Origin of the sequence: Variovorax sp. J22G73 (genome assembly GCF_030317035.1) — a bacterium.
Lineage (GTDB): Bacteria > Pseudomonadota > Gammaproteobacteria > Burkholderiales > Burkholderiaceae_C > Variovorax.
The window spans coordinates 489,631-513,385 of sequence record NZ_JASZYK010000002.1; the positions used below are offsets into that span (position 1 = coordinate 489,631).

The 23,755-nt window shown below is 69.3% G+C and carries 22 protein-coding genes and 2 tRNA genes; 15 read left to right on the forward strand and 9 right to left on the reverse strand.

All coding sequences use genetic code 11. The annotated features are described in order from the left end of the window. Window positions 1–16: 16 nt before the first annotated feature. The 7 genes from QTI51_RS10255 (at window position 17) to QTI51_RS10285 (ending at window position 5,618) form a co-directional block, all read left to right on the forward strand. Complete coding sequence (locus QTI51_RS10255; RefSeq protein ID WP_116907464.1) at window positions 17–1,108, forward strand: FAD-dependent oxidoreductase; 1,092 nt, start codon at window positions 17–19, stop codon at window positions 1,106–1,108. After that, on the forward strand, window positions 1,105–1,308 hold the full coding sequence (gene thiS, locus QTI51_RS10260) for a sulfur carrier protein ThiS (RefSeq protein ID WP_116907463.1): 204 nt from the start codon (window positions 1,105–1,107) through the stop codon (window positions 1,306–1,308). Before QTI51_RS10255 ends, thiS begins: the two co-directional genes overlap by 4 nt. A gap of 18 nt (window positions 1,309–1,326) precedes the next feature. Beyond that, complete coding sequence (locus QTI51_RS10265) at window positions 1,327–2,136, forward strand: thiazole synthase (protein ID WP_503011494.1); 810 nt, start codon at window positions 1,327–1,329, stop codon at window positions 2,134–2,136. Next, a complete protein-coding gene (locus QTI51_RS10270; protein ID WP_116907461.1) occupies window positions 2,133–3,080 on the forward strand; it encodes a thiamine phosphate synthase in 948 nt (315 codons plus the stop codon). Before QTI51_RS10265 ends, QTI51_RS10270 begins: the two co-directional genes overlap by 4 nt. A 5-nt stretch (window positions 3,081–3,085) precedes the next feature. After that, entirely contained in the window at window positions 3,086–5,221 is a 2,136-nt protein-coding gene (locus QTI51_RS10275) for a TonB-dependent siderophore receptor (RefSeq protein WP_286515869.1), read from the forward strand. An 83-nt stretch (window positions 5,222–5,304) separates the two neighbouring features. Then, window positions 5,305–5,380 (forward strand) — tRNA-Asn (locus tag QTI51_RS10280). Between the two features lie 162 nt (window positions 5,381–5,542). Beyond that, window positions 5,543–5,618: transfer RNA gene (locus QTI51_RS10285), tRNA-Asn, on the forward strand. A gap of 80 nt (window positions 5,619–5,698) precedes the next feature. Here the strand turns inward: QTI51_RS10285 and QTI51_RS10290 are convergent. Further along, window positions 5,699–6,016 (reverse strand): YnfA family protein, encoded by a 318-nt coding sequence (locus QTI51_RS10290; RefSeq protein ID WP_116907459.1) that lies wholly within the window; start codon window positions 6,014–6,016, stop codon window positions 5,699–5,701. A 357-nt stretch (window positions 6,017–6,373) separates the two neighbouring features. Here QTI51_RS10290 and QTI51_RS10295 point away from each other — a divergent pair, with 357 nt between their 5' ends. The 4 genes from QTI51_RS10295 to QTI51_RS10310 all read left to right on the forward strand — a co-directional run bounded on the left by QTI51_RS10295 (window position 6,374) and on the right by QTI51_RS10310 (window position 11,050). Further along, window positions 6,374–6,775 carry a GreA/GreB family elongation factor gene (locus QTI51_RS10295; protein WP_116907851.1) on the forward strand — a complete coding sequence of 134 codons (402 nt, stop codon included), beginning with the start codon at window positions 6,374–6,376 and terminating at the stop codon, window positions 6,773–6,775. A gap of 404 nt (window positions 6,776–7,179) precedes the next feature. Next, a complete protein-coding gene (locus QTI51_RS10300) occupies window positions 7,180–8,070 on the forward strand; it encodes a CsgG/HfaB family protein (RefSeq protein ID WP_116907458.1) in 891 nt (296 codons plus the stop codon). 327 nt (window positions 8,071–8,397) lie between these two features. Continuing rightward, complete coding sequence (locus QTI51_RS10305; RefSeq protein ID WP_116907850.1) at window positions 8,398–9,126, forward strand: response regulator transcription factor; 729 nt, start codon at window positions 8,398–8,400, stop codon at window positions 9,124–9,126. Window position 9,127: 1 nt separating this feature from the next. Next, window positions 9,128–11,050: a sensor histidine kinase gene (locus QTI51_RS10310; protein ID WP_286515868.1), complete on the forward strand. Its 1,923-nt coding sequence runs from the start codon at window positions 9,128–9,130 to the stop codon at window positions 11,048–11,050. 30 nt (window positions 11,051–11,080) lie between these two features. On the opposite strand, the gene QTI51_RS10315 is transcribed toward QTI51_RS10310, so the two are convergent. From QTI51_RS10315 to QTI51_RS10335, 5 genes are all read right to left on the reverse strand, one after another. Continuing rightward, the gene (locus QTI51_RS10315) at window positions 11,081–11,383 is read right to left on the reverse strand and encodes a hypothetical protein (protein WP_116907456.1); all 303 of its coding nucleotides are present in this window, start codon (window positions 11,381–11,383) and stop codon (window positions 11,081–11,083) included. Window positions 11,384–11,414: 31 nt separating this feature from the next. After that, complete coding sequence (locus tag QTI51_RS10320) at window positions 11,415–12,899, reverse strand: DegQ family serine endoprotease (RefSeq protein ID WP_116907455.1); 1,485 nt, start codon at window positions 12,897–12,899, stop codon at window positions 11,415–11,417. 89 nt (window positions 12,900–12,988) lie between these two features. Next, a complete protein-coding gene (locus tag QTI51_RS10325; RefSeq protein WP_116907454.1) occupies window positions 12,989–14,380 on the reverse strand; it encodes an ATP-binding protein in 1,392 nt (463 codons plus the stop codon). A 109-nt stretch (window positions 14,381–14,489) separates the two neighbouring features. After that, a complete protein-coding gene (locus tag QTI51_RS10330) occupies window positions 14,490–15,149 on the reverse strand; it encodes a response regulator (RefSeq protein WP_108134257.1) in 660 nt (219 codons plus the stop codon). 61 nt (window positions 15,150–15,210) lie between these two features. Beyond that, on the reverse strand, window positions 15,211–15,981 hold the full coding sequence (locus tag QTI51_RS10335; RefSeq protein WP_116907453.1) for an IclR family transcriptional regulator domain-containing protein: 771 nt from the start codon (window positions 15,979–15,981) through the stop codon (window positions 15,211–15,213). A 154-nt stretch (window positions 15,982–16,135) separates the two neighbouring features. Between QTI51_RS10335 and pobA the strand changes: the two genes are divergently transcribed. Beyond that, window positions 16,136–17,317 carry a 4-hydroxybenzoate 3-monooxygenase gene (gene pobA, locus QTI51_RS10340; protein ID WP_116907452.1) on the forward strand — a complete coding sequence of 394 codons (1,182 nt, stop codon included), beginning with the start codon at window positions 16,136–16,138 and terminating at the stop codon, window positions 17,315–17,317. A 17-nt stretch (window positions 17,318–17,334) separates the two neighbouring features. Here pobA and QTI51_RS10345 read toward each other — a convergent pair whose 3' ends face one another. From QTI51_RS10345 to QTI51_RS10355, 3 genes are read right to left on the reverse strand one after another with little or no spacing between them, the layout of a single operon-like run. Next, a complete protein-coding gene (locus QTI51_RS10345; protein WP_116907451.1) occupies window positions 17,335–17,757 on the reverse strand; it encodes an SRPBCC family protein in 423 nt (140 codons plus the stop codon). 2 nt (window positions 17,758–17,759) lie between these two features. Further along, complete coding sequence (locus tag QTI51_RS10350; protein WP_116907450.1) at window positions 17,760–18,680, reverse strand: AraC family transcriptional regulator; 921 nt, start codon at window positions 18,678–18,680, stop codon at window positions 17,760–17,762. Between the two features lie 48 nt (window positions 18,681–18,728). Next, a complete protein-coding gene (locus QTI51_RS10355) occupies window positions 18,729–21,059 on the reverse strand; it encodes a xanthine dehydrogenase family protein molybdopterin-binding subunit (protein WP_116907449.1) in 2,331 nt (776 codons plus the stop codon). Window positions 21,060–21,306: 247 nt separating this feature from the next. Between QTI51_RS10355 and aat the strand changes: the two genes are divergently transcribed. Genes aat through QTI51_RS10370 form a run of 3 tightly spaced genes read left to right on the forward strand, consistent with a single transcriptional unit; the run spans window position 21,307 to window position 23,678 of the window. After that, complete coding sequence (aat, locus tag QTI51_RS10360) at window positions 21,307–22,074, forward strand: leucyl/phenylalanyl-tRNA--protein transferase (protein ID WP_116907448.1); 768 nt, start codon at window positions 21,307–21,309, stop codon at window positions 22,072–22,074. After that, window positions 22,071–22,820, forward strand: a complete 750-nt coding sequence (locus tag QTI51_RS10365; protein ID WP_116907447.1) for an arginyltransferase — start codon at window positions 22,071–22,073, stop codon at window positions 22,818–22,820. Before aat ends, QTI51_RS10365 begins: the two co-directional genes overlap by 4 nt. 30 nt (window positions 22,821–22,850) lie before the next feature. Next, a complete protein-coding gene (locus tag QTI51_RS10370) occupies window positions 22,851–23,678 on the forward strand; it encodes an IclR family transcriptional regulator (protein WP_116907446.1) in 828 nt (275 codons plus the stop codon). The last annotated feature ends 77 nt before the right edge of the window (window positions 23,679–23,755 follow it).

Sequence of the window (23,755 nt, forward strand, 5' to 3'; positions counted from 1 at the left end):
GGGAAGGAGCAACACCATGACGTTGCCTTTTCAATCGGCCGCCATCCTCGGCGCGGGCCTCATGGGCCGGCTGCTCGCGGTCACGCTCGCGCGAGCGGGCTGCAAGGTCGACCTGTTCGAAGCTGGCAGCCCGCAGGCCGAAGGCGCGGCCGCGCGCGTGGCCGCCGCCATGCTCGCGCCGCTGGCCGAATCGGCGGTGGCGCCCACGTCGGTCGTTCGCATGGGGCAGCACGCGCTGTCGCGCTGGCCCGAGCTGCTCGCGCCGCTGGCGCAGCCCGTGTTCTTCCAGCGCGAAGGCACGCTGGTGCTCTGGCACCGGCAGGACGCCGCCGAAGCCACCCGCCTGGCCCGCGTGCTCGCGACCACCGGCACGCAGGTGCCCGAGCTCGCGCCCATGCAGACGCTCGACGGCCCCGCCATCGCCGCGCTGGAGCCCTCGCTGGGCCAGCGCTTCGCGCAAGGACTCTTCTTGCCGGGTGAAGGCCAGCTTGATAACCGCGCGCTGCTCGCCTCGTTGCTCGCCACGCTGCAAGCCGACCCGCGCGTCACCCTGCACTGGCAGTCGCCGCGCGCCCCGTCGGACTTCGCGCCGGGCACGCCGGGCCAGCCCGACTGGCTGGTCGACTGCCGCGGCCTGGGTGCCAAGCCCCAGTGGAACGCGCTGCGCGGCGTGCGTGGCGAAGTCATTCGCGTGCACGCGCCCGAGGTGAGCCTGAAGCGCCCCACCCGGCTGGTGCACCCGCGCTATCCGCTGTACATCGCGCCCAAGCCCGACGGCCTGTTCGTCATCGGCGCGACCGAGATCGAGTCGGACGACATGTCCAGCGCCAGCGTGCGCTCCACGCTCGAGCTGCTGAGCGCGGCCTACGCCGTGCACAGCGGTTTCGCCGAGGCGCGCATCGTGGAAATCGCGACGCAATGCCGCCCGACGCTGCCCGACAACCTGCCCGCCATTCGCCAGCCGCAGCCGCGCGTGCTGCAGATCAACGGCCTGTACCGCCACGGTTTCATGATCGCGCCCGCCATGCTCGACGTGGCGATGGAGCTGCTCACGCAGGGCCGCTCGTCCCTCGCCCAAGGCTTCGGCATGACGGCCGACCTCACATGACGATGAACATCCTGATCAACGACAAGCCCTACGCGCTGCCCGACAACGCGCTGCTGACCGACGCCCTGGCGGCGCTGGACGCCACGCCGCCTTTCGCGGTGGCGGTGAACCGCGAGTTCGTGCCGCGCTCGGCCTACGCCGCGCGCGCGCTGCAGCCCGACGACCGCATCGAAGTGATCCGCCCCGTGACGGGCGGCTGAATGATGGAGACGACACCCATGACAACGAACGACCCGCTTGTGCTTTACGGCGAGACCTTTCAAAGCCGCCTGCTGCTCGGCACCGCGCGCTACCCCTCGCCCGACCTGCTCGAAGCCGCCGTGAAGCGCGCGAAACCCGCGATGCTGACCGCCTCGCTGCGACGCCAGACGGCCAGCCAGGGTTCGGGCAACAGCGAGCTCGGCAACGGCTTCTGGGAGCTTCTGCACAAGCTCGACGTGCCGGTGCTGCCGAACACCGCCGGCTGCCACAGCGTGCAGGAGGTGGTCGCCACCGCGCAGATGGCGCGCGAGCTGTTCGACACGCCCTGGATCAAGCTCGAGCTCATCGGCGACGACTACACGCTGCAGCCCGACACGCTGAACCTGGTCGATGCCGCCTCGCAGCTGATTCGCGACGGCTTCAAGGTGCTGCCCTATTGCACTGAAGACCTGGTGCTGTGCCAGCGGCTGGTCGACATCGGCTGCCAGGCCGTGATGCCGTGGGCCGCGCCCATCGGCACCGGGCGCGGCCCGATCAACCCCTACGCGCTGCAGGTGCTGCGCGACCGGCTCAAGGTGCCGATGCTCGTCGACGCGGGCCTGGGGCTGCCGTCGCATGCCTGCCAGGTGATGGAGTGGGGCTACGACGGCGTGCTGCTCAACACCGCCGTGGCGCTGGCGCAAGACCCGGTCGCGATGGCCGGCGCCTTCGCCGACGCGGTGCAGGCCGGCCGTGCCGCCCACCGTGCCGGCGCCATGGCCGCGCAGGACGCCGCGCAGCCCAGCACGCCCGTGCTCGGCACGCCCTTCTGGCACCACGCACCATGAGCGCCGCACCCATCCCGCTCGACGCCCGCGAGGTCGTCCAGGCCATCGTCGCGGCGCACGGGCTGCGCTTCGGCGCCTTCACTTCCGCGCCAGTCAGCGCGCCGGTGTTTTCCTCGGACGACCCGGTCTACCGCGGCGCCAAGCGCGCATGCGCCGCGCTCGGCTTCATCGAGATCGACGCCGAATGCCTGGCCCTGGCCTGGCGCGCGCAAACGCAACGCCTGGGCCACTTCGACGCCACGCTGTGGCCCGACGCGCCGGAAGATTTCGGCATGCGGCCGTTCCCACCGGCCGCGCGCGGCGATGCGTTTCCGCCCGGCCCCGAACGTCTCGGCCTCTACGCGGTGCTGCCGGACGCGCAGTGGGTCGGCCGCCTGGCGCGCGCCGGCGTGCCGACGGTGCAGCTGCGCTTCAAGTCCGACGACGCCGCGGCCATCGAGCGCGAAGTGCAAGCCGCCGTCGAGGCGGTGCAAGGCACCGGCGCGCTGCTGTTCATCAACGACCACTGGCGCGTCGCCATCGCGGCGGGCGCCTACGGCATCCACCTCGGGCAGGAAGACCTCGACGCGCTCACGCCCGACGAGCTGGCGCAGTTGCGCGCCAGCGGCCTGCGGCTGGGCGTCAGCACGCACGGCTATGCCGAGATGGTGCGCGCCGACCGGGTGAGCCCGAGCTACATCGCGATGGGTGCGGTGTACCCGACCACGCTCAAGAAGATGGCGACCGCGCCGCAGGGCGTGGCCCGCCTCGGCGCCTATGCGCGCCTGCTGCGCGGCTACCCGCAGGTGGGCATCGGCGGCATCGATGCCGTGCGGCTGCCCGAAGTACTCGCCACCGGCGTCGGCTCCGTCGCCGTGGTGCGCGCGCTGGTCGCGGCCGAAGACCCCGAGGCCACGGCCGCGCAATGGATGGCGGCCCTGCAGGGCGCCGCCGCCGGCAACTGAACACAATGAAGCAAACCAACCTCTCACCCCTGTCGCCGCTTTCGCTCGCCATCGCGGCGACCCTTCTCGCCGCCAGCTGGAGCGCCCAGGCGCAACAAGCCGCGCTGCGCGAAGTCACCGTCAACGACGCCGCCGCCGCGCCGCAGGCCGACATCAGCGGCTTCGGCGACGTGCCGCTGCGCGAGCTGCCGATCTCGGCCACGGTCATCGACAGCAACCAGCTGCGCGCCAGCGGCGCGCGCCGGCTCGCCGACCTCACGCAGTTCGACGCCTCGGTCACCGACGCCTACAACTCCGCCGGCTACTGGGACTACCTGACCGTGCGCGGTTTCGTGCTCGACAACCGCTTCAACTACCGGCGCGAAGGCCTGCCGATCAGCGCGGAAACATCGATTCCGCTGGACAACAAGGAACGCGTGGAAATACTGCGCGGCACCAGCGGCATCCAGGCCGGCACCAGCGCGCCGGGCGGGCTGGTCAACTACGTCGTGAAGCGGCCCACCGAGCAGGACCTGCGCACGGTGCGCATCGAGACCACCAGCCGCGGGAGCGTGCTGGGCGCGCTCGACCTGGGCGGGCGCTTCGGCGAGAACCGTGAGTTCGGCTACCGGCTGAACGTGGCGAGCGAGAACCTGAAGCCGCTCACGCACGACCTGGACGGCAACCGCAACCTGTTCTCGCTGGCGGCCGACTGGCGCATCACGCGCGACTCGGTGCTGGAGTTCGAGGTCGAGCAAAGCCGCAAGACGCAGCCGAGCCAGAACGGCTACAGCCTGCTGGGCAACGTGCTGCCCGCGCCGGTGGACCCGCGCATCAACCTGAACAACCAGCCGTGGTCGCAGCCCTCGGTGTTCAAGGCGCTGACGGGCACCGTGCGCTTCAGCCAGGCACTGAACGCCGACTGGCGCTGGTCCGCGCAACTAGGGCAGCAGCGCCTGAAGAGCGACGACCGGCTGGCCTACGCCTTCGGTTGCGGCGCCGAAGGCAACTACGACCGCTATTGCTCCGACGGCACCTTCGACGTGTACGACTTTCGCAGCGACAACGAGCGCCGCACGCAAACCGCGGGCAGCCTGAACCTGAAGGGCAACGTGACCACGGGCAGCGTGAAGCACGAGCTGGGCTTCGGGCTGCTGCAAAGCCGCGTGCGCAACCGCTTCGAGAACCAGGCCTACAACTACGCGGGCGTCGGCAACATCTGGGGCACGGCCGTGGTGCCGGCCAACCCCGACGCGACCACGCCGCAGACCAACCGCGACGAGCGCTCGACCGAGCTGTCGGTGCAGGACGCAATCCGCTGGAACGATCGCTTCACCACCTGGCTGGGCGTGCGCCACACGCGGCTGGACCGCAGCAGCATCGGCAACGACGGCTCGGAGCCGACCGGCTACAAGCAAGGCGTGACCACGCCATGGCTGGCGGCCAGCTACGCCGTGCAGCCGGGCCTGCTGGCGTATGCGAGCTGGGGCCAGGGCGTGGAGTCGCAAGTCGTGCCGAACCGCGCGGACCAGTACGGCAACGCGGGGCAGGCCTTGCCGGCGCTGCGTTCGCGCCAGTGGGAGCTGGGCCTGAAGGGCGGCACGGATGCATTGAACTGGCAGCTTGCGTACTTCGACATCTCGCGCCCGACGACCAACATCGACCAGTGCGGCGAGTTCTGCGACGTGCGCAACGACGGCCGCGCGGTGCATCGCGGCATCGAAGCGGGCGGGCAATGGAACCAGGGGCCGTGGCGCCTCGGCGGCAGCGTGACGCTGATCGATGCGAAGCGCCGCGACAGCACGGTCAATCCGGCGCTGAACGGCCAGTCGCCGACCAACGTGCCCAAGCAGGTGCTGCGCGCGCAGGCTGCGTACCGCGTCGCGGCGGTGCCCGGCCTCGAGGTGGCGGGACAGCTGTCTTACGAAGGCCGGCGCAACGTGCTGCCCGACGGCTCGGTCACGCTGCCGTCGTGGACGCGCGTCGATGCGGTGCTGCGCTACGACACCAAGCTGCGCGGCGTGAACACGACGTGGACGCTGGCGGTGGACAACCTGTTCGACCGCCGCTACTGGAAGGAGTCGCCCTACCAGTTCAGCCATGTGTATCTGTTTCCGGGTGCGCCGCGCACGCTGCGCCTGGGGCTGACCGTGGCGCTGTAGTCACGTCGGGCGTCGCAAATTTGTCGCGGCGATGTCGCGTGTTCAAGAACGTGCAAAAAATCGCGCTATAATCTAAGGCTTGTTCCTCGATAGCTCAGTTGGTAGAGCGCCGGACTGTTAATCCGTAGGTCCCTGGTTCGAGCCCAGGTCGAGGAGCCAAAACAAACCACCCCGGTGGTTCCTGAATGCCTCGCCACTCTCAAGGTGGCGAGGCATTTTCATTCAAGTGACAGCACACGAAAAAGTGTGTGGCGCAAGAATCAAAAAATCGATGCGTCGATTCAAAATCGGCAAATCCATTGCATATAATTTAAGGCTTGTTCCTCGATAGCTCAGTTGGTAGAGCGCCGGACTGTTAATCCGTAGGTCCCTGGTTCGAGCCCAGGTCGAGGAGCCAAAACAAACCACTTCGGTGGTTCCTGAATGCCTCGCTACTCTCAAGGTAGCGAGGCATTTCCTTTTGTGGCGTCGCACCGGCTACCGCGGCTGGAACGCGATGAGCCCCATGCCGACGAAGCACACCGCCACGCCCACCGCGTCCCACGCCGTAGGCCGCATCCCGTCGACCGCCCAGAGCCACGCAATGGCGACGCCGATGTACACGCCGCCATATGCCGCGTACACGCGTCCCGCCGCGGCGTCGTGCAAGGTCAGCAGCCACGCGAACGCGGCAAGTGCGACAGCCGCGGGCACCAGCAACCAAGCTGAGCGATCCTGCTTCAGCCAGAGATAAGGCAGATAGCAGCCGACGATTTCGGCAAGCGCCGTCGCAACATAGAGAAGAAAAGTCCGCATCGCTCGATTGTGCGGGGCCGCGCAACGCTTACCGGCAAGGCACGTGAGGCCATTGCTTGGCCGCTTCGCACCCACGCACCTACACTGGCTTCGATGTCCCCCTGGTCCACCTCACGCAAGCACCCTGCCCTGTGCGCAACCCTGCCCCTGGCAGCGGTTCGCCGTGCGGGTGCTGCGGGTGTGGCCATCGCGGCGACCACGGAAGTCTTGCGACGCACCCGCGCACTTTCCTGAGCCCGGCGGTCCGCTACCCTTCTTTCTGATGCGCGAACCATTGACCGCCGGGCACCCGCCGCGCGGTCGCGACGCCGTCTTGCTTCTTCATGCAACCGGCGACGCATTCATTTGGAGTGCTTCATGCTTGCAACCATTCACGGGGAGCGCACGCTCACCGAACTCGACGTCGTCCGCCTCGAAAAACTGACCGGCCACGCGCCGCCCGCGGCGCTGGCCGCGTTGCTCGATGCAGCCGACGTGCTGCCATCGCGCGAGGTGCCCGCCGACATCGTCACCATGAACTCGCAGGTCGAGGTCGAAGACCCGGCCACCCGGCAGCGCCAGAAGATCACACTGTGCTACCCCGGCGACGCGCAACCCGGTGCGGGCTTCGTCTCGGTGCTGTCGCCCGTGGGCATCGGGCTGCTCGGCGTGAAAAGCGGCGCGCTCGCGCGCTGGGACATGCCCGGCGGCGCGCAAGGCGAGACGCGCGTGGTCGCGGTGTTGTTCCAGCCCGAGGCCAGCGGCGACTACGCGACTTGACCGTGCACATGTAACGTCCGGCACGCCGCCAGACAGCCGTTTTCCCTCGAGAGCCGGCACCGGCGCGCCCCACTGTTACCTAAATGTTTAAAAACGTTTCCTGAGTAATAATCGCCTCGCTCCGCGCACCGCCCCTCGGGCAACCAGCCTGTTCGACCTTGCGGCCGGAGCGATCGAGGACTCGGGTTGCCACCACCCACGCGTCCCCGATTCGGACCCTGGGCCGTGCCCGCAGGCACATGACTTTCGGCACTGGCATGCCGAACTCTCGGGTCGTATCGTCGCGCGGTCGCCGGCGGCGCGTCGAATCGGGAGGTCGTACAGGCCATGGCAATTCCGGCTTCGGTTTTGACAAGTGACGCCCGCCACGGGCGCCGCATTCTTTTCACTTGACAGACCAGGACATGGCTTTTTCCAAACTTTCTCTCGCAAGCGCACTCGCCGGCCTGCTGGCCCTTTCGGGCTGCCAGACCATGGACATGCAAATGGGCAACCCGTCGGCCAAGACCGTGGCCACGGGCAGTGCCGCCGGCGCCGCCACCTCCGGTGAAAGCAGCCAGCTCGAGCGCTGCGACTCGCCGCTCGGCACGGTGTCGCTCATCGAGAACCAGAGCGCGGGCTGGTACACCGTGCTCACCGGCGAATACAAGCTGCCGCCCACGGCCAACCTGCTGCGCCTGCTGGTGCAGCAGTCGAACTGCTTCGTGGTGGTCGAGCGCGGCGCGGCCGGCATGAACGCCATGACGCGCGAGCGCGCGCTGCAGCAGTCGGGCGAAATGCGCGGCGGCAGCAACTTCGGCCGCGGCCAGATGGTGGCCTCCGACTACGGCCTGTCGCCCGAAATCGTCTTCAGCAACAGCGACGCGGGCGGCCTCGGCGGCGCGCTCGGCGGGCTGGTCGGCGGCGGCCGCGGCCGTGCCATCGCGCAGCTCGGCGCGAGCATGCAGACCAAGGAAGCCAGCGCGCTGCTGACCCTCATCGACAACCGCTCGGGCGTGCAGGTGGCGGCCGCCGAAGGCAGCGCATCGAAAACCGACTTCGCGGGCTTCGCCGGCCTGAGCGGCCTGTCGGCCGCCGGTGGCGTGGGCGGCTACACGCGCACGCCGCAGGGCAAGGTGATTGCCGCGGCCTTCATGGACGCGTTCAACCAGATGGTTCGCTCGCTGCGCAACTACAAGGCGCAAACCGTGCGCGGCCAGGGCCTCGGCGGCGGTGGCCGGCTGGGTGTGGACGGCGGTGCGGCGCCGTCGCAAACCTCGGCCCCGGCGGCCAGCACCAACCGCCGTCGCAAGTAAAAACACAAGCGTCTTCGGTCGCACGACCGGAGGCTTGCCCGTTGCGCACATCGCGCCCGTCCAGGCCACTGGACGGGCGCTTTTGCTTGGGTGCCGCACTGCGCGATTCGCGCGCGCAAAGCAAGCCCACCGAAAGCCGTAGACCGCCTCCCCCGTATATAGGATGGGCAGCGCACCGGTCGACACCTACCCTTTGCGCCTACTTGTCGTCGTTCGCAATTTTGCTGTTCGCACTTTCGCTCTTCGCTCCCTGAGGAATCCCTCCGCCATGCGCCTCGTCTTCACTCCCTGCATGCCCGCATGCAGCCTTGCCGCAGCGGCGAACGCATGACCGCGGACACCCAAGTCGCGCTGGTCGAAGACGACACCGGCATGCGCGAGCGCATCGCGCGCGTGGTCGACGCGGACCCCTCGTTGAGCCTGGCCTACAGCGCCTCCAACGCGGGCGAAATCCTTCACTGGCTGGTCGACAACCCGGTCGACGTGCTGCTGGTGGACCTGGGCCTGCCCGACCGCCCCGGCCTGCAGGTGATCAGCCAGTGCCGCCACATGCAGCCGGCCTGCGCGGTGATGGTGCTGTCGATCTTCGGCGACGAGGCCAACATGGTCCAGGCCTTCGAGGCCGGCGCCAGCGGCTACCTGCTGAAGGACGGCACCGAGGCCGACCTGGCCACCCACATCCGCCACCTGCGCGCGGGCGGCTCGCCCATGTCGCCGGTGATCGCGCGCAAGCTGCTGCGCCGCTGGCAGGCGCACTCGGCGCTCCCCGCATCCGCTTCCCTGCCAGCGACCGCCACCGCATCGGCGTCTGCGGGGTCCCCGCAGCAGGCCGCGACAGGCGCGCGCCCCGCCTCGGCGCCCGAGCGCCTCTCGCCGCGCGAGTTCGAAGTGCTCGACCTGGTCTCTCGTGGTTTCACCTATGTCGAAGTGGGCGTGCAGATGGGAGTCTCCGCATCGACGGTCCAAACCCATATCCGCAATATCTACGGCAAGCTGGATGTGCACAACAAATCGGAAGCCGTTTTCGAGGCACGCAACCTCGGCTGGCTTCCCTAGCGTGAGCGCCGCAGTCCTGCGCAGGCTGCTGCTCGCGGCGCTGTGCGGCCTGTTCACGCTCGGCACCAGTGCAGCGCAGGCAGGCGAAGCCGCCCCCGCAGGCGCCCTGGACGTGAACACGGCCGAAGCCGTGCTCGAGCCCGACGGCCTGCCCGCGCAAACGCGCCGCGTGACGCTGCCGTTTCGCTGGGACCACGAGTTCCCCGGCCTCGGCGGCAAGGCCACCTACCGCATCGACCTGCCCGCGGACATGCCGGGGCACGCAGCCCTGCCGGGCAATGCAGCCATGCCAGCCCACGCACCCGCGGCGCTCCTGATGTCGGGCGTGGGCAACCAGGTGAGCATCGCCTTCAACGACGCGCTGGTGGCCAGCTACGGCACGCTGGGCGACCCGGGCCACGACGCATCGAAGAGCAACCTGCTGGTGCCGCTGGCCGCCGCCCTGCAACGCGACGGACAGGCACAGTCGCTGGTGGTGCGCACCACCGTGCAACGCCAGCGCGGGGCCGGCCTCGCCAGCATCCAGTACGGCACCGAGGCCTCGCTGGCCGCGCTCTATCGCTCGCAGCAGAACTGGCGCAACACCTCGGCCATCGTCTACGCCGTGAGCCTGGTGCTGATGGGCGGCCTGGCCGGCGGGCTGTGGCTGCGCCAGCGCGATGCGCTGTACGGCTGCTTCGCGCTGGCCGCGCTCTCGGGCGTGGCGCGCAACCTCGACCGCGTGTGGCCCGACGTGCCCATTCCCTGGCCGTTGTGGGGTGCGGTGGTGGCGGTCTGCTACGCCTGCCACATCGGGCTGATCGCACGCTTCGTGCTGCTGGTGCTCGACCGCAACCCGCCGTGGCTGGTGCGCGCCATCTACGCGGCGCTGGCGCTGTCGGTCGCGCTGGCCTGCGCCTCCTTCGCGTTCGCGCTGCCGGCGCTGTGGACCGGCGGCCTGGTCATCTTGCAGGCGACCAGCATCGTGTGCCTGCCCTATGTGATCCATGGCGCGCTGGTGGAGCACCGGCGCATCGCCGCGGTGCTGATGGCGGCGGGCACGGGCGCCATCCTGGCCGGCGCGCACGACCTGCTGCTGGTGCGCATGGGCCTCTTCGGCGGCGCGTACTACACGCTCACGGCGCATGCGATGTTCTTCTTCGTGATGATCCTGGCCGGCCTGGTGGTGGAGCGCTACAGCCGCACCGTGGCCGACTACAGCGCGCTCAACGCCAACCTCGCGGCCCGCGTCGCCGAGCGCGAGGAGCAGCTGCGCGGCGCCTTCGAAACCGTGCGCCAGCAGCAGCAGGAGCAGGCCGTGCTGCTGGAGCGCCAGCGCATCATGCGGGAGATCCACGACGGCGTGGGCTCGCAGCTGGTGGGCCTGCTCAACGTGGTGACCCAGCCCGCACCCGACCGCGGCGTGGTCGAGGAACACGTGAAGCTCGCGCTCGACGAGATGCGCATGGCCGTCGATTCGCTGCAGCCCACGCACGACGACCTGCCCACCGTGCTGGCCACGCTGCGCTACCGTCTGCAGCCGCGCCTGGACGCCGCGGGCATCGAGCTGGTGTGGAACGTGGCGGTGATTCCGCAGCTGGCGCCTTTCGCCGCGCAGGCCGCGCTGCAGCTGCAGCGCATCCTGCTGGAGGCCTTTACCAACGTACTGAAGCACGCCGGCGCCACGCGCATCGTGATGCAGGCGGGCTGGCATGGCGAGGTGTCGCCACCGCTGGTGCGCATCGTGCTCACGGACAACGGGCGCGGCCTGCCGGCGGCCCCTGCGGACGGCCGGCCCGCGGGGCATGGCATTGCCAACATGCGCGCGCGCGCCCAGTCCATCGGGGCGCGGCTGTACATCGAGAACACGCAGGAAGCACAGGAAGCGCAGAACACGGGGCGCGGCACGCGCGTGCGCCTCGACTGGCCCTGCGCCCTGCCCTGAGCCTCGAAACGCTCAACCGTCGAACCGGAATCAGCGCAGCGCGAACGCCAGCGTGACCGCGCCCAGCGCCAGCAACCCGAGCCCGGCGATGAACACGCCCTCGCCCCATGCCTCCAGCCGCGCGCCCGCGCGTTGCGTACGCATCGAGATGAACGACAGCAACGCGCTGGCCAGGAAGACCAGCGCGTCGACGGCCAGCAGCCGGTCGATCAGCAAGCGCATGTCGTCGCGCGGCCCCAGGTGGCCGATGGACATCACCGTCATGCACACGCCGATCATGGTGGCCGACGTGGGCAGGATGTGCGCCGACAGGCTCCTGGCGGACTGAGTCATGGGGCGCGCGCCAGGAGCCGTGTGAGCGAACTCAGCCGATGCGCACGGGCACGAAGATCTTGTCTTCGCCGCGCTGGATCAGCAGCGCCACCGACTTGTTGGTGGCCTTGGCCACCACCTCGCGCACCTGCTCCACGCTCTGCGCCGGCGTGCCGTTGATGGCCAGCAGCACATCGCCCGCCTGCACGCCCGCCTGCGCCGAGGGGCCGGCGGCGTCTTCGATGAGCAGGCCGGTGTCTATCGAGGCCTCGCGCTTTTCCTGCGGCTGCAGCGGGCGCAAGGCCAGGCCCAGCTTGCCCTGGCCGGCGGCCGCGTCGGCCTTGGCCACCTGCGCCGGCTTGTCGCTCGCATCGCCGAGCTTGGCCTGCAGCTCCTGCCGCTCGCCCTGGCGCCACACCTCGAGCGTGACCTTCTTGCCCGGCGCCTGCTGGCCGATCACCGCGGGCAGGTCGCCCGAGGACACGATGGGCTGGCCGTCCACGCTACGGATCACGTCGCCCGCCTTCAGGCCGGCCTTGTCGCCAGGGCCGCCCTTCTCGATGTTCGAGACCAGCGCGCCTTCGGGCTTGTCGAGCTTGAACGATTCGGCAAAGGCCTGGTTCACCTCCTGCACCGCCACGCCGAGCCGCGCATGCGTGGCCTTGCCGGTGGCGACGATCTGGTCCTTCACCTGCACTGCCACGTCGATGGGAATGGCGAAAGACAGGCCCTGGTAGCCGCCGCTGCGGCTGTAGATCTGCGAGTTGATGCCCACCACCTCGCCGCGCGTGTTCAGCAGCGGGCCGCCGGAGTTGCCGGGGTTGACGGCCACGTCGGTCTGGATGAAGGGCACGTAGCTGTCGTCGGGCAGCGAACGGCCCTTGGCGCTCACCACGCCGGCCGTAACGGTGTTCTCGAAGCCGAAGGGCGAGCCGATGGCCAGCACCCATTCGCCGACCTTCAGGTCCTTGGTGTTGCCCAGGGCCAGCGTTGGAAGGTTCTTGGCGTCGATCTTCAGCACCGCGATGTCGGTCTTGGCGTCGGCGCCGAGCACCTTCGCGCGGAACTCGCGGCGGTCGGTCAGCTTGACGGTGACTTCCTTCGCGTCCTTCACGACGTGGGCGTTGGTGATGATGATGCCGCTGGGGTCGACGATGAAGCCCGAGCCCTGCGCGCGCACCGGCACGTCGCGCTCCTGCTGCTTGCCGCGCGGGTTCATCTGGCCCTGGAACCGGCGGAAGAACTGGAACATCGGGTCTTCGGGGTCGATGCCCTGCACCTCTGCCGCGGCCTCGTCGTCCGACGCCTTCATGGTGCCGGTGACGCTGATGTTGACCACGGCCGGGCCGTCGCGCGTGGTGATCGTGGAGAAGTCGGGCAGCGTGACCATGGCCGCGGGGGCGCTCACTGCGGCGTTGGTGGTCGGGGCACCCACGGCGCGCGCGCTGGTGTAGGCACCGGCACCGACGGCACCGATCACGCCCGCGCTCGCCAAGGCAATCACCAGGGCGCGGGGCGAAGTCAGACGGGAGATCATTTGTCGGTCCTTTCAATGCGTATCAACGCAAACACGATGAAAGGAATGTCGTCTCCCTGGCTTAAACGCCGCTTAAACCGTGCGGGCGCTCAGTCCGCCGCTTTTGCGCCCCGCGATGAAGATGCCGAAGGCGCGAACACCACGCGCACGCGCAGCCCGCCCAGGCTCGGAGAGGCGTCGAGCGACACGCTCGCGCCGTGCAGGTCGGCAATCGACTTCACGATGGCCAGCCCCAGCCCGCTGCCGGGCGCCTGCGTTTCGCCGGAGCGGTAGAAGCGGTCGAGCACGCGCTCGCGCTCGGCCGGCGGCAGGCCCGAGCCGCTGTCGTCGACGGTGAGCTCCACGGCGCCGTTGCCCTGCGCAGTTGTCGCAGTCGTGGTCGCGGTGATGGCGATGTCCACACGGCCTTCCGGCGGCGTGTACTTCACCGCGTTCTCCAGCAGGTTGCGCAGCAGCATGCGCAGCGCCTCCGACTGCCCGTCGACCACGGCCGCGTCGGCATGCGTGATGCCGATGTCGATGCCACGCGCCTGCGCGGCGGCCACGGCGTCGGACACCGCGAGGCGTGCCACTTCGGAAAGGTCCACCGGCTCCGGCGTGGCACCGGCGGCCATGCTCGCCTCGTGGCGTGCCAGCGCCAGCATCTGTTCCACCAGCCGCGTGGCGCGGTCGATGCCTGCCACCAAGCGGCTCACGGCCAGGTCGCGCGAAGCACCGTCGGGCGCGCGCTGCAGGCCCTGCACCTGAAGCTTCAACGCGGCCAGCGGGGAGCGCAGCTCGTGCGCGGCGTCGGCCACGAAGTGCTTCTGCGCATCGAAGGCGTGGCGCACGCGGTCGAACAGCAGGTTCAGCTCCTGCACCAGCGGGCGCACCTCCTCGGGCAGGCCCTCTTCGCTCACCGGCGACAGGTCGTCGGCCTGGCGCGACGCCACCTGCTTGCGCACGCGCGCCACCGGCGCGAGCGAGCGGCTCACCACCCACCACACGACCAGCATCAGCAGCGGCGCCATCAGCGCCACCGGTGCGATGGTGCGCAAGGCCAGCGTGCCGGCCATGTGCCGGCGCGCGGCCATGTCCTGCGCCACCTGGATGACCAGCCCGCGCGTCTGCATCGAGAACACCCGGTAGGTGGTGCCGCGCGCGTGCACGTCGGCAAAGCCCAGCACCGCGAGCTGCGGCAGCGCGGCCTCTTCCGCCGACTCGAAGATGCGCGTGCCGTCGGCCGTCCACACCTGCACCACGAACTCGAAGTTCTGCTCGCCGGTGCCGATGCCGCCGACCGCCGCGCTGGGCGGCAGGCCCGCGCGCAGCGACAGCGCCATCTGCTGCATGTGGTAGTCGAAGATGTCGTCGGCCTCCGCGAGCACCGTGCGGTAGGCCACCAGCGCCTGCGCCCCCGCGGCCAGCACGATGGCCGCAAGCAGAAACCACAGCAGGCGTGCGCGCAACGAACCCGTCAACGAACCGATGACCCTGCTCATGCACGCCCCCTTCGCGGGACGACACCGAACCGGCTTTGCCGGGCCGTCGGCGTCGCCCCCGGAAGGGGGTTGGCGAAGCGACACGACGTGCGCGAAGCCTGAGGGTGAGTCATAGTTTCGGCACCATGTAGCCGACGCCGCGCACGTTGCGAATGAGCTCGGCCCCGAGCTTCTTGCGCAGGCCGTGCACGTACACCTCGACCGCGTTGCTGCTGATCTCGTCTTTCCAGCTGTAGAGCTTTTCTTCCAGCTGGGCACGCGACAGCACCATGCCGGGCCGTGCCAGCAAGGGCTCCAGCACGGCCCATTCGCGCGCCGACAGCACCACGGGCTGGCCGGCCACGGATACCTCGCGGGTGGCGGGGTTGATGCTGACGCCCATGTGCTCGTACACAGGCTCCGCGCGCCCCGCAGCGCGGCGCAGCAGGGCGCGGATGCGCGCCAGCAGCTCGTCGAGGTCGTAGGGCTTGAGCACGTAGTCGTCGGCGCCGGCGTCCAGGCCTTCGATGCGCTGCTGCACCGAGTCGCGCGCGGTGGCGATCAGCACCGGCATGCGCTGCTTGCGCGCGCGCAGGTTGCGCAGCACTTCGAGGCCGTCGCGGCGCGGCACGCCCAGGTCGAGCATGACCAGGTCGTACTGCTGGGTGCGCAGGGCCGATTCGGCCGCCTCGCCGTCTTTCACCCAATCGACCGCGTACTGCTCGGCACGCAGCAGGTCGAGCACGGCTTCGCCGATCATCACGTCGTCTTCGAGGAGGAGGAGTCGCATGGTTGTGTCCCTTTGCGGAATTCGAGGCGCGGGCCGGGGCGAAAGTTCAGGGGCCGGCGGACTACAGGAGCGAACGCACTTCGCGCGCCGCTTCGAACAGCAGCGGCAGCATGTCGCGCTGCAGCGCCTCTTCCTGGTAGCGGGTGCCCGACAGCACCACGTTCAGCGCGGCCACCGTGTGGCCCTGCATGTCGCGCAGCGGCACCGCCAGCGCCTGCACGCCCAGCTCGTGCTCTTCGCTGGCAAAGCAGTGGTCGTCCTTGCGCGCGCGCGCCACCAGCTGGCGCAGGCCGCGCGCCTGCGTGACGGTCTGCGGCGTGAGCCGCGCCAGGTGCCGGCCCTTGAGCCACTGCGTGAACTGGGTGGGCGGCATGGCCGCCAGCAGCACGCGACCGGTGGACGTGGCATGCGCCGGCAGGCGCGCGCCCAGGTGCAGGCCGTACGCCAGCACGCGCGTCGGCGTGCCGTAGCTGCCGCTGCGCGCCACGATGACCACCTCTTCGCCGTCGAGCACCACGGCCGAGAACGACTCGCCCGTTTGCGCCGCCAGCCGGTTCAGCGTGGGCTGCAGCGCGCGCGGCAGCCGTGAAGAGGCCAGGTAGCTGCCCGAGAAGCGCAGCACCTTGGGCGCCATCCAGAAATAGCTGCCGTCGGTTTCCAGGTAGCCCAGGTGCGCCAGCGTCAGCAGGTGGCGGCGGGCGGCGGCGCGCGTGAGGCCGGCGCGCTCTGCGGCCAGCGTGGCGTTCAGGCGCTGGCGCTCGGTGTCGAAGCTCTCGAGCACGGCCATGCCCTTGGCGATGCCCTCGATGAAGTCGGCTCTGGCAATGGTCATGCGGGCGGGTGCGGTGGCTTGAAACAGGGGGCGGATGGAACTGTTGCGCGATGATCGCGCACGCGTTCGCATGATCGCACACAGCCTCCGCGGCGGCCACCCCGGCGGCGCGCCCGCGCCCTACGCTCCGTGAAACCCTTTCGGAGACACGAACATGCGCACCCAGGTCGCGATCATCGGCGCCGGCCCCGCCGGCCTTCTGCTCGGGCAGCTTCTGCACAAGGCTGGCATCGACAACGTCATCGTCGAACGCCAGAACGGCGACTACGTGCTCGGGCGCATCCGCGCGGGCGTGCTCGAACAGGTCACCATGGACCTGCTGGCGCGCGCCGGAGTAGATGCCCGCGCCAAGGCCGAGGGCTTGCCGCACGAAGGCATCGAGCTGCTGTTCAAGGGTGCGCGCCACCGCATCGACATGCACGGCCTCACGGGCGGCAAGCAGGTGACGGTGTACGGCCAGACCGAGGTCACGCGCGACCTGATGGAAGCGCGCGCCGCCGAAGGCCTCGTCACCATCTACAGCGCCGCGAACGTGAGCCTGCACGACTTCGACTCCGCCAGGCCGCGCGTGCGCTACGAAAAAGACGGGCAGACGCACGAGCTCGAATGCGACTTCATCGCCGGCTGCGACGGCTACCACGGCCTGAGCCGCGCCAGCGTGCCGGCCGACGCCATCCAGACCTACGAGAAGGTCTACCCCTTCGGCTGGCTGGGCGTGCTGGCCGACGTGCCGCCGGTGTCGCATGAACTCATCTACGCCAACACCGAAAGCGGCTTCGCGCTGTGCAGCATGCGCAGCGCCACGCGCTCGCGCTACTACGTGCAGGTGCCCACCGAAGAGCGCGTGGAAAACTGGAGCGACGAGGCCTTCTGGAACGAGCTGCGCGCGCGGCTGGACCCCGAGGCGCGCGAGCGGCTGGTGACCGGTCCGTCGATCGAGAAGAGCATTGCGCCGCTGCGCAGCTTCGTGGCCGAGCCGATGCGCTTCGGCTCGCTGTTCCTGGCGGGCGACGCGGCGCACATCGTGCCGCCGACCGGTGCCAAGGGGCTGAACCTGGCGACTGCCGACGTGGGCTACCTGTCGCGCGCGTTCGAGATCTTCTACGGCGAGAAGTCGGCCTCGGCGCTCGACCGCTATTCGGACCTGTGCCTGCGCCGTGTGTGGAAGGCCGAGCGCTTCTCGTGGTGGTTCACCTCGCTGATGCACCGCTTTCCCGAGACCGGCGCCTTCGGCCAGAAGATCCAGGAGGCCGAGCTCGACTACCTGGTGCATTCGCACGCGGCCTCCACCTCGCTGGCGGAGAACTACGTCGGGCTGCCGCTGGAAGACTTCTAGGCGCGGGACGCCAGACGCTAGACGGCAATGCTGGCGGGGGCGGCGTGCCCCTCCAGCGCGGCCTTCATGGCCGCCCCGCCCTGCGCCATCATCGGCTCGATGTAGGCGACCATGGCGTCGGGCAGCACGTCGGTGATCCAGACGAAACGCGAGCGCCCTTCGCCCTCGTCGAACACCTGTGCCGAGGCGTGGTGGTGGGCGGCCTTGCCGCCGGTCACGGTGTAGGCCAGCCGGCGGTGCGCATCGTCGAGCCCGACCAGGGCCTCGCGCGCGACGAGGCCGTTGGCAAAGGTGAGCACGCGGGCGCCTTCGGCGTCGAGGTGGCACGCCGTGAGAAAACCCGGCGCGAGCCGCGTGTGCACAGCGCCGAAGTCGCGCAGCGCGTCCCACACGTGGGCGGCGTCCGCCTCGACGACGAATTCCTTGTAGATGGTGGCCATGGTCAACCTCGCTTCAAAGTGACGGTGCCCTGCCCGACGGCATGAAAAGGCATGAGCGGGCGGCCATCGTCGCGCAGCGCGGCAATGCGGTCTTGGAAAATCTTGCGCTCGCCCTGCGCGGCCTTGCGGAAGGCGCCCGGCGACACGCCCGCCGCGCGATGAAAGGTGCGCACGAAGTTGCTCAGGTCGGCAAAGCCCACGTCCAGCGCCACCTCGGTCACGGGGCGGTGGCGGTCGTCCACCAGCAGGCGCGCGGCATGGCGCAGCCGCGAACGCACGAGGTACTGGTGCGGCGTGACGCCCAGCACCTGCGAGAACACCCGCAAGAAATGGAAAGCGCTCAGGCCCGTCTCGGCGGCCGCGTGGTCGAGGCCGATGTCGCTCGCCGAATGGGCGTCGATCCACATCGCGGCATCGACCGCGCGGCGCCGGTCGCGCGGCGTGGCGGTGACTGACGCCGGGCGCTTCTTGCGGTCGGCCACCAGGTCGACGAAACGGCTTGCGAACCACATGCCCAGCTCATCGAGCCCGACGTCGCCATGCCCCTCGGCGGCAGCTTGCGCCAGCTCGCCGAGCACCACGAGTTCAGCCAGCGGCGGCACGCCGCCGGTGCGCCAGGTCTTGCGGTCGCCGCCGATCAGATCGACGAAGCCCGGCGACAGGTGAAAGGCCAGGCACTCGTCGCCGCAGACGTGGTTGTCGTGCGTGCACATGTACTCGTCGCCCGCGCAGCCGACGAGCACCGACCCGGCCACCAGCTCATAGGCCCGCCCGCGCGTGCGGTAGCCGAAGCTGCCTTTGCGCACGTACGAGACCGAGTGGCCCTCGTGCAGCTCGGTGAAGGGCCTGGCGTCGGGGCCGGCGTCGCAGCGGTAGCTGGCGATGCGGATCGCGTCGGTCTTCAGTTCCGACAGCACGAGCATGGCCTGTGCCTTTCTGTGCCTTCGTTCAAGCGCCCAGGCGCGCGGACCTCAGTCGACGGTCTGCATCGCCTGCCACACGCGCGCCGGGCTCAGCGGCATGTGCAGGCGCGGTGCGCGCGTGGCCAGGCCGTTGCGCGCGAACGCATCGGCCACCGCGTTCACGATGGCCGGCGTGGCGCCGATGGTGCCGAGCTCGCCCACGCCCTTCACGCCCAGCGGGTTGTTCTTGCACGGGGTCGACTGGTCCATTTCCATGTTGAACATGGTGTCGACGATGTCGGCGCGCGGCGCGGCGTAGTCCATCAGGCTGCCGGTGACGGGCTGGCCCGTTTCGTTGTCGTACACCACCTGCTCGTACAGCGCCTGGCCGATGCCCTGCACCGCGCCGCCCTCGAGCTGGCCGCGCACGATCATCGGGTTGATCACGCGGCCCACGTCGTTCACCGAGCTGTAGGCCACCACGCTGATCTCGCCGGTCGGCGGATCGACCTCGATCTCGCAGATGTGGCAACCGTTGGGCCAGGTGGGGCCGGCCACGGTGCTGGTGGAGTCGACGAAGATCTCGCGGTCGGGCTGCTTGCCGGCCAGCGTGAACAGGTCGAGCTCGAGGTCGGTGCCGGCCACGGTGAACACGCCGCGGCTGTAGGTGATGTCGTCGATGGCGGCCTCGAACTCTTGCGCGGCCAGCTCGCGCGCCTTGTCGATGGTGCGTTCCGCGCCGATGCGCACGGCCGAGCCGCCGGTGAAGAGCGAGCGCGAGCCGGCGCTGCCGAAGCCGTCGCCGCGGTCGGTGTCGCCCAGCACCACGCGCACCTTGTCGATGGGCACGCCGAAGGCATCGACGGCCAGCTGCGCCAGCGAGGTCGAAATGCCCTGCCCCATGGCATTGACGGCGGAAAACACCTCGATCACGCCGTCGGCCTGCACCGAGACGGTGACGCGCTCTTCGAACACGTTGCCGCCCGTCCACTCCAGGAAGGTGGCGATGCCCAGGCCGCGGTGCTTGCCGTTGCGCGACGATTCGGCCGCGCGCGCGTCGAAGCCCTGCCAGTCGGCCAGCGCCAGCGCCTGGTCCATCACCGACTCGAAGTTGCCGGTGTCGTAGGTCTGCGCCATCGGGTTCTTGTACGGCATCTGCTCGGGGCGGATGAAGTTGCGCCGGCGCAGCACGATGCGGTCGATGCCGGTCTGGCGCGCGGCCTCGTCCATCAGCCGCTCGATGGTGAAGATGGCCTCGGGCCGGCCCGCGCCGCGGTAGGCGCCGGTGGGCGCGGTGTTGGTGAGCACCGCCTTGAAGTGGAAGTCGATGGTCTGGATGTCATAGACGCTGGTCTGCACCCAAGGCCCGATGAGCAGCTGGATGGCCACGCCCGTGCCGGTGGCGTAGGCGCCGACGTTGGCCAGCGTCTTGATGCGCAGCGCCAGGATCTTGCCTTCGGCGTCGAGCGCCATTTCGGCGCGCGCCTCGATGTCGCGGCCGTGCGCGCTGGAGAGAAATTCTTCGCTGCGGTCGGCCACCCACTTCACGGGGCGGTCGACCTGCAGCGCGGCGAAGGCCACGGCGATGTCCTCGGGGTAGGCGCCGGTCTTCATGCCGAAGCCGCCGCCCACGTCGCCCACGACCACGCGCACCTTTTCCTTGGGCAGGCCGATGGCCGCGCACACGGAATCGCGAACGCCCGAGGGCATCTGCGTGCTCATGCGGATCGTGAGGCGGCCGGTTTCGGCGTCGCGCGCGGCGAGCACGGAGCGCGGCTCGATGGTCAGGGCGACCACGCGCTGGTTGTTCACGTCGAGGGCCACCACATGGGCGGCCTTGGCGAAGGCGGCGGTGGCGTCGTCGCTGTTGCCGTGGCGCATTTCGGCGGCGACGTTGCCGGTGGCCTCGTCGCACAGCAGGGGTGCGCCTTCGGCGGTGGCACCCGCCAGGTCGACCACCATGGGCAGGTCTTCGTAGTCGACCATGATGGCTTCCGCCGCGTCGCGCGCCTGCTGCACGGTGTCGGCCACCACGGCGGCCACCGCCTCGCCGACGAAGCGGGCGCGCTCGTGCGCCATGGCGTAGCGCGGCGGGCTGGCGCTGTCGCTGCCGTCGGCGCGCTTGAAGCCCGCGGCGCCGGGCATGGCCTTGACGCCCGCCTCGGCCATTTCGGCGCCGGTGATCACGCGCAGCACGCCGGGCATGGCCGCGGCGGTGCTGGTGTCGATCGACAGGATGCGTGCGTGGGGGTAGGCGGAGCGAAGGAAGACGAGGTGCGCCTGCTCGGGCAGCGTGACGTCGTCGGTGTAGCGTCCGGCGCCGGACAGAAGGCTTGCGTCCTCGAGGCGGCGCACCGCCTGGCCGCTGCCGAAGCGGAAGGGATTGGGTTCAGTGGTCAACGTGGTCCTCTTGTGCTGATCCCCGCCCAAAGCAGCCTTGCCTGGCGGATCCGCTGCGGTACTGCGAACGCGAGCTGAGCACTATATGGTTTTCGAAGGGTCTTGTGGGGCTCTCTTGGGCCTCTCTTGGGCCTCTCGTGCCGATGGTCGCACCGCGCCGGCACGGCGTCTGTCGGACAGACCCTGCGCGTACGCAATTTCCCCGACACCGGATTCAAGTCCCGAAGAAGCCGTGTATACCTACGCCATGCGACAACTGCCCTGGCTCGAACCCGGAGACGCCCTTCCCGACCCCGCATCGGCGTGGGGCGTCGCCGACCCCGTGCCCGGCCTGCTCGCGGCCGGCGGCTCGCTCGATGTCGATACTTTGATGCAGGCGTACAGCCACTGCGTGTTTCCGTGGTTCAGCGAAGACCAGCCGATCCTGTGGTGGAGCCCCGACCCGCGCATGGTGCTGCAGGTAGCCGACTTCAGGCTGCACCGCTCGCTTCGCAAGACCTTGCTCCACTTTGCGCAGACCCCGGGCTGCGAAGTGCGCGTCGACCACGACTTCGCGGCCGTCATCGAGGCCTGTTCGCGCTCGCCGCGCGTGGGCCAGTCGGGCACATGGATCGTGCCGGACATGGTTCGGGCCTATACGAATTTGCACCTGGCAGGCCACGCCCACAGCGTCGAGACCTGGATAGACGGCAAGCTGGCGGGCGGTCTCTACTGCGTGGCGCTGGGCCGCGCGGTGTTCGGCGAGTCGATGTTCACGCGCCGCCCGGACGCCTCGAAGATCGCGCTCGCGGCGCTGGTGTCGCTGTGCCGCAAATTCGGCGTGCAAATGATCGATTGCCAGCAGAACACGGCCCACCTCGCCAGCCTCGGCGCGCACGAAATGGCGCGCAAACGCTTCGTTGCCCACGTGGCTTCGGCGCGACAGCAGGAGGGTCCACGCTGGCGTTTCGAGCCCGTATACTGGTCCGAACTCCTGTCCGCGCGACCTCATTCCACTCCCGATGTGACGACGTGACGCACCTCAAGGACCTACCGCTTCACACCCTGCAGTTCTACGCAACGGCGCCCTACCCCTGCAGTTACCTGCCGGATCGCCAGGCCCGCTCGCAGGTGGCCACGCCCAGCCACCTGATTCACAACGACGCGTACTCCGACCTCGTGCTCAGCGGGTTCCGGCGCAGCGGCATGTTCACCTACCGGCCCTACTGCGACGGTTGCCGCGCCTGCATCCCGCTGCGGGTGCTGGCCAACAGCTTCCAGCCCACGCGCAGCCAGCGGCGCGCGCTGAAGCAGCATTCCGAGCTGCAGGCGCGCGTGCTCAAGCTGTGCTTCATGCCCGAGCACTACCAGCTCTACCTGCGCTACCAGAACGGCCGCCACGCGGGCGGTGGCATGGACCACGACAGCATCGACCAGTACACCCAGTTCCTGCTGCAGAGCCGGGTCAACTCGCGGCTGGTCGAGTTTCGCGACACGCTGCCCGACGGCAGCGCCGGCGCGCTGAAGATGGTGTCTATCCTCGACGTGCTGAACGACGGCATTTCCGCGGTCTATACCTTCTACGAGCCCGATACCAGCGCAGGCTACGGCACCTACAGCGTGCTCTGGCAGATCGAGCAGGCGCGCAAGCTGGGGTTGCCGCACGTGTACCTCGGCTACTGGATCGAGCACAGCCCGAAGATGAACTACAAGGCGCGCTTCTCCCCGCACGAAGTGCTGGTCGATGGCCAGTGGCAGGCGCCATCTGATTTCACAAGGTAAAATGGCGCCCGGTCATCACCGCAGAGCGCCATGAGAAAAAACCAATCAGACATTCCCGCCGTTCCCGTGATCCAGGTGATCGAGCGCATGTTCGCGCTGATCGATGTGCTGGCATCCCGTGAAGAAGCCATTTCGCTGAAGGAGATCAGCGAGAAGACCGGGCTTCACCCTTCCACCACCCACCGCATCCTCAACGACCTGGCCGTCGGGCGCTTCGTCGACCGGCCCGAGGCCGGCAGCTACCGGCTGGGCATGCGCCTGCTGGAACTGGGCAACCTGGTGAAGGGCCGGCTCAACGTGCGCGACGCGGCGCTGGGCCCGATGCGCGAACTGCACAAGCTCACGCAGCAGCCGGTCAACCTCAGCATGCGCCAGGGCGATGAAATCGTGTACATCGAGCGCTCCTACAGCGAGCGCTCGGGCATGCAGGTGGTGCGCGCCATTGGCGGGCGCGCTGCCTTGCACCTCACATCCACCGGCAAGCTGTTCCTGGCGGCGGACGATCCGCAGCGCGTGCGCAGCTACGCCACCCGCACCGGCCTGGCCGGCCATACGCGCAACAGCATCACGCAACTGCCGGCGCTGGAGCGCGAATTGTCGAAGGCACGCCAGTACGGCATTGCCCGCGACAACGAAGAACTGGAACTGGGCGTGCGCTGCATGGCCGCGGGCATCTACGACGACCAGGGCAAGCTGGTGGCGGGCCTGTCCATTTCGGCGCCAGCGGACCGGCTGGACGAAGGCTGGCTGCCCAAGCTGCAGGCGACGGCCAACGAGATTTCCGGCGCGCTGGGCTTCAAGGACGGCATGGCGGCAACGCCACTGCCATCGAGCGGCACGCAGCCACCCGCCGCCTGAGCCGGGTCGCACCGCACGCGCGGGCGACTGACCCCTGAAATGCAAACAGGCCCTGAAAAGGGCCTGTTTGCATTGGG

What these genes read in the sequence shown, in the direction of transcription:
- QTI51_RS10255 (WP_116907464.1), top strand. Translation starts at nt 17, where the DNA reads ATGACGTTGCCTTTTCAATCGGCCGCCATCCTCGGCGCGGGCCTCATG.
- thiS (WP_116907463.1), top strand. Translation starts at nt 1,105, where the DNA reads ATGACGATGAACATCCTGATCAACGACAAGCCCTACGCGCTGCCCGAC.
- QTI51_RS10265 (WP_503011494.1), top strand. Translation starts at nt 1,327, where the DNA reads ATGACAACGAACGACCCGCTTGTGCTTTACGGCGAGACCTTTCAAAGC.
- QTI51_RS10270 (WP_116907461.1), top strand. Translation starts at nt 2,133, where the DNA reads ATGAGCGCCGCACCCATCCCGCTCGACGCCCGCGAGGTCGTCCAGGCC.
- QTI51_RS10275 (WP_286515869.1), top strand. Translation starts at nt 3,086, where the DNA reads ATGAAGCAAACCAACCTCTCACCCCTGTCGCCGCTTTCGCTCGCCATC.
- QTI51_RS10290 (WP_116907459.1), bottom strand. Translation starts at nt 6,016, where the DNA reads ATGCGGACTTTTCTTCTCTATGTTGCGACGGCGCTTGCCGAAATCGTC.
- QTI51_RS10295 (WP_116907851.1), top strand. Translation starts at nt 6,374, where the DNA reads ATGCTTGCAACCATTCACGGGGAGCGCACGCTCACCGAACTCGACGTC.
- QTI51_RS10300 (WP_116907458.1), top strand. Translation starts at nt 7,180, where the DNA reads ATGGCTTTTTCCAAACTTTCTCTCGCAAGCGCACTCGCCGGCCTGCTG.
- QTI51_RS10305 (WP_116907850.1), top strand. Translation starts at nt 8,398, where the DNA reads ATGACCGCGGACACCCAAGTCGCGCTGGTCGAAGACGACACCGGCATG.
- QTI51_RS10315 (WP_116907456.1), bottom strand. Translation starts at nt 11,383, where the DNA reads ATGACTCAGTCCGCCAGGAGCCTGTCGGCGCACATCCTGCCCACGTCG.
- QTI51_RS10320 (WP_116907455.1), bottom strand. Translation starts at nt 12,899, where the DNA reads ATGATCTCCCGTCTGACTTCGCCCCGCGCCCTGGTGATTGCCTTGGCG.
- QTI51_RS10325 (WP_116907454.1), bottom strand. Translation starts at nt 14,380, where the DNA reads ATGAGCAGGGTCATCGGTTCGTTGACGGGTTCGTTGCGCGCACGCCTG.
- QTI51_RS10330 (WP_108134257.1), bottom strand. Translation starts at nt 15,149, where the DNA reads ATGCGACTCCTCCTCCTCGAAGACGACGTGATGATCGGCGAAGCCGTG.
- QTI51_RS10335 (WP_116907453.1), bottom strand. Translation starts at nt 15,981, where the DNA reads ATGACCATTGCCAGAGCCGACTTCATCGAGGGCATCGCCAAGGGCATG.
- pobA (WP_116907452.1), top strand. Translation starts at nt 16,136, where the DNA reads ATGCGCACCCAGGTCGCGATCATCGGCGCCGGCCCCGCCGGCCTTCTG.
- QTI51_RS10345 (WP_116907451.1), bottom strand. Translation starts at nt 17,757, where the DNA reads ATGGCCACCATCTACAAGGAATTCGTCGTCGAGGCGGACGCCGCCCAC.
- QTI51_RS10350 (WP_116907450.1), bottom strand. Translation starts at nt 18,680, where the DNA reads ATGCTCGTGCTGTCGGAACTGAAGACCGACGCGATCCGCATCGCCAGC.
- aat (WP_116907448.1), top strand. Translation starts at nt 21,307, where the DNA reads ATGCGACAACTGCCCTGGCTCGAACCCGGAGACGCCCTTCCCGACCCC.
- QTI51_RS10370 (WP_116907446.1), top strand. Translation starts at nt 22,851, where the DNA reads ATGAGAAAAAACCAATCAGACATTCCCGCCGTTCCCGTGATCCAGGTG.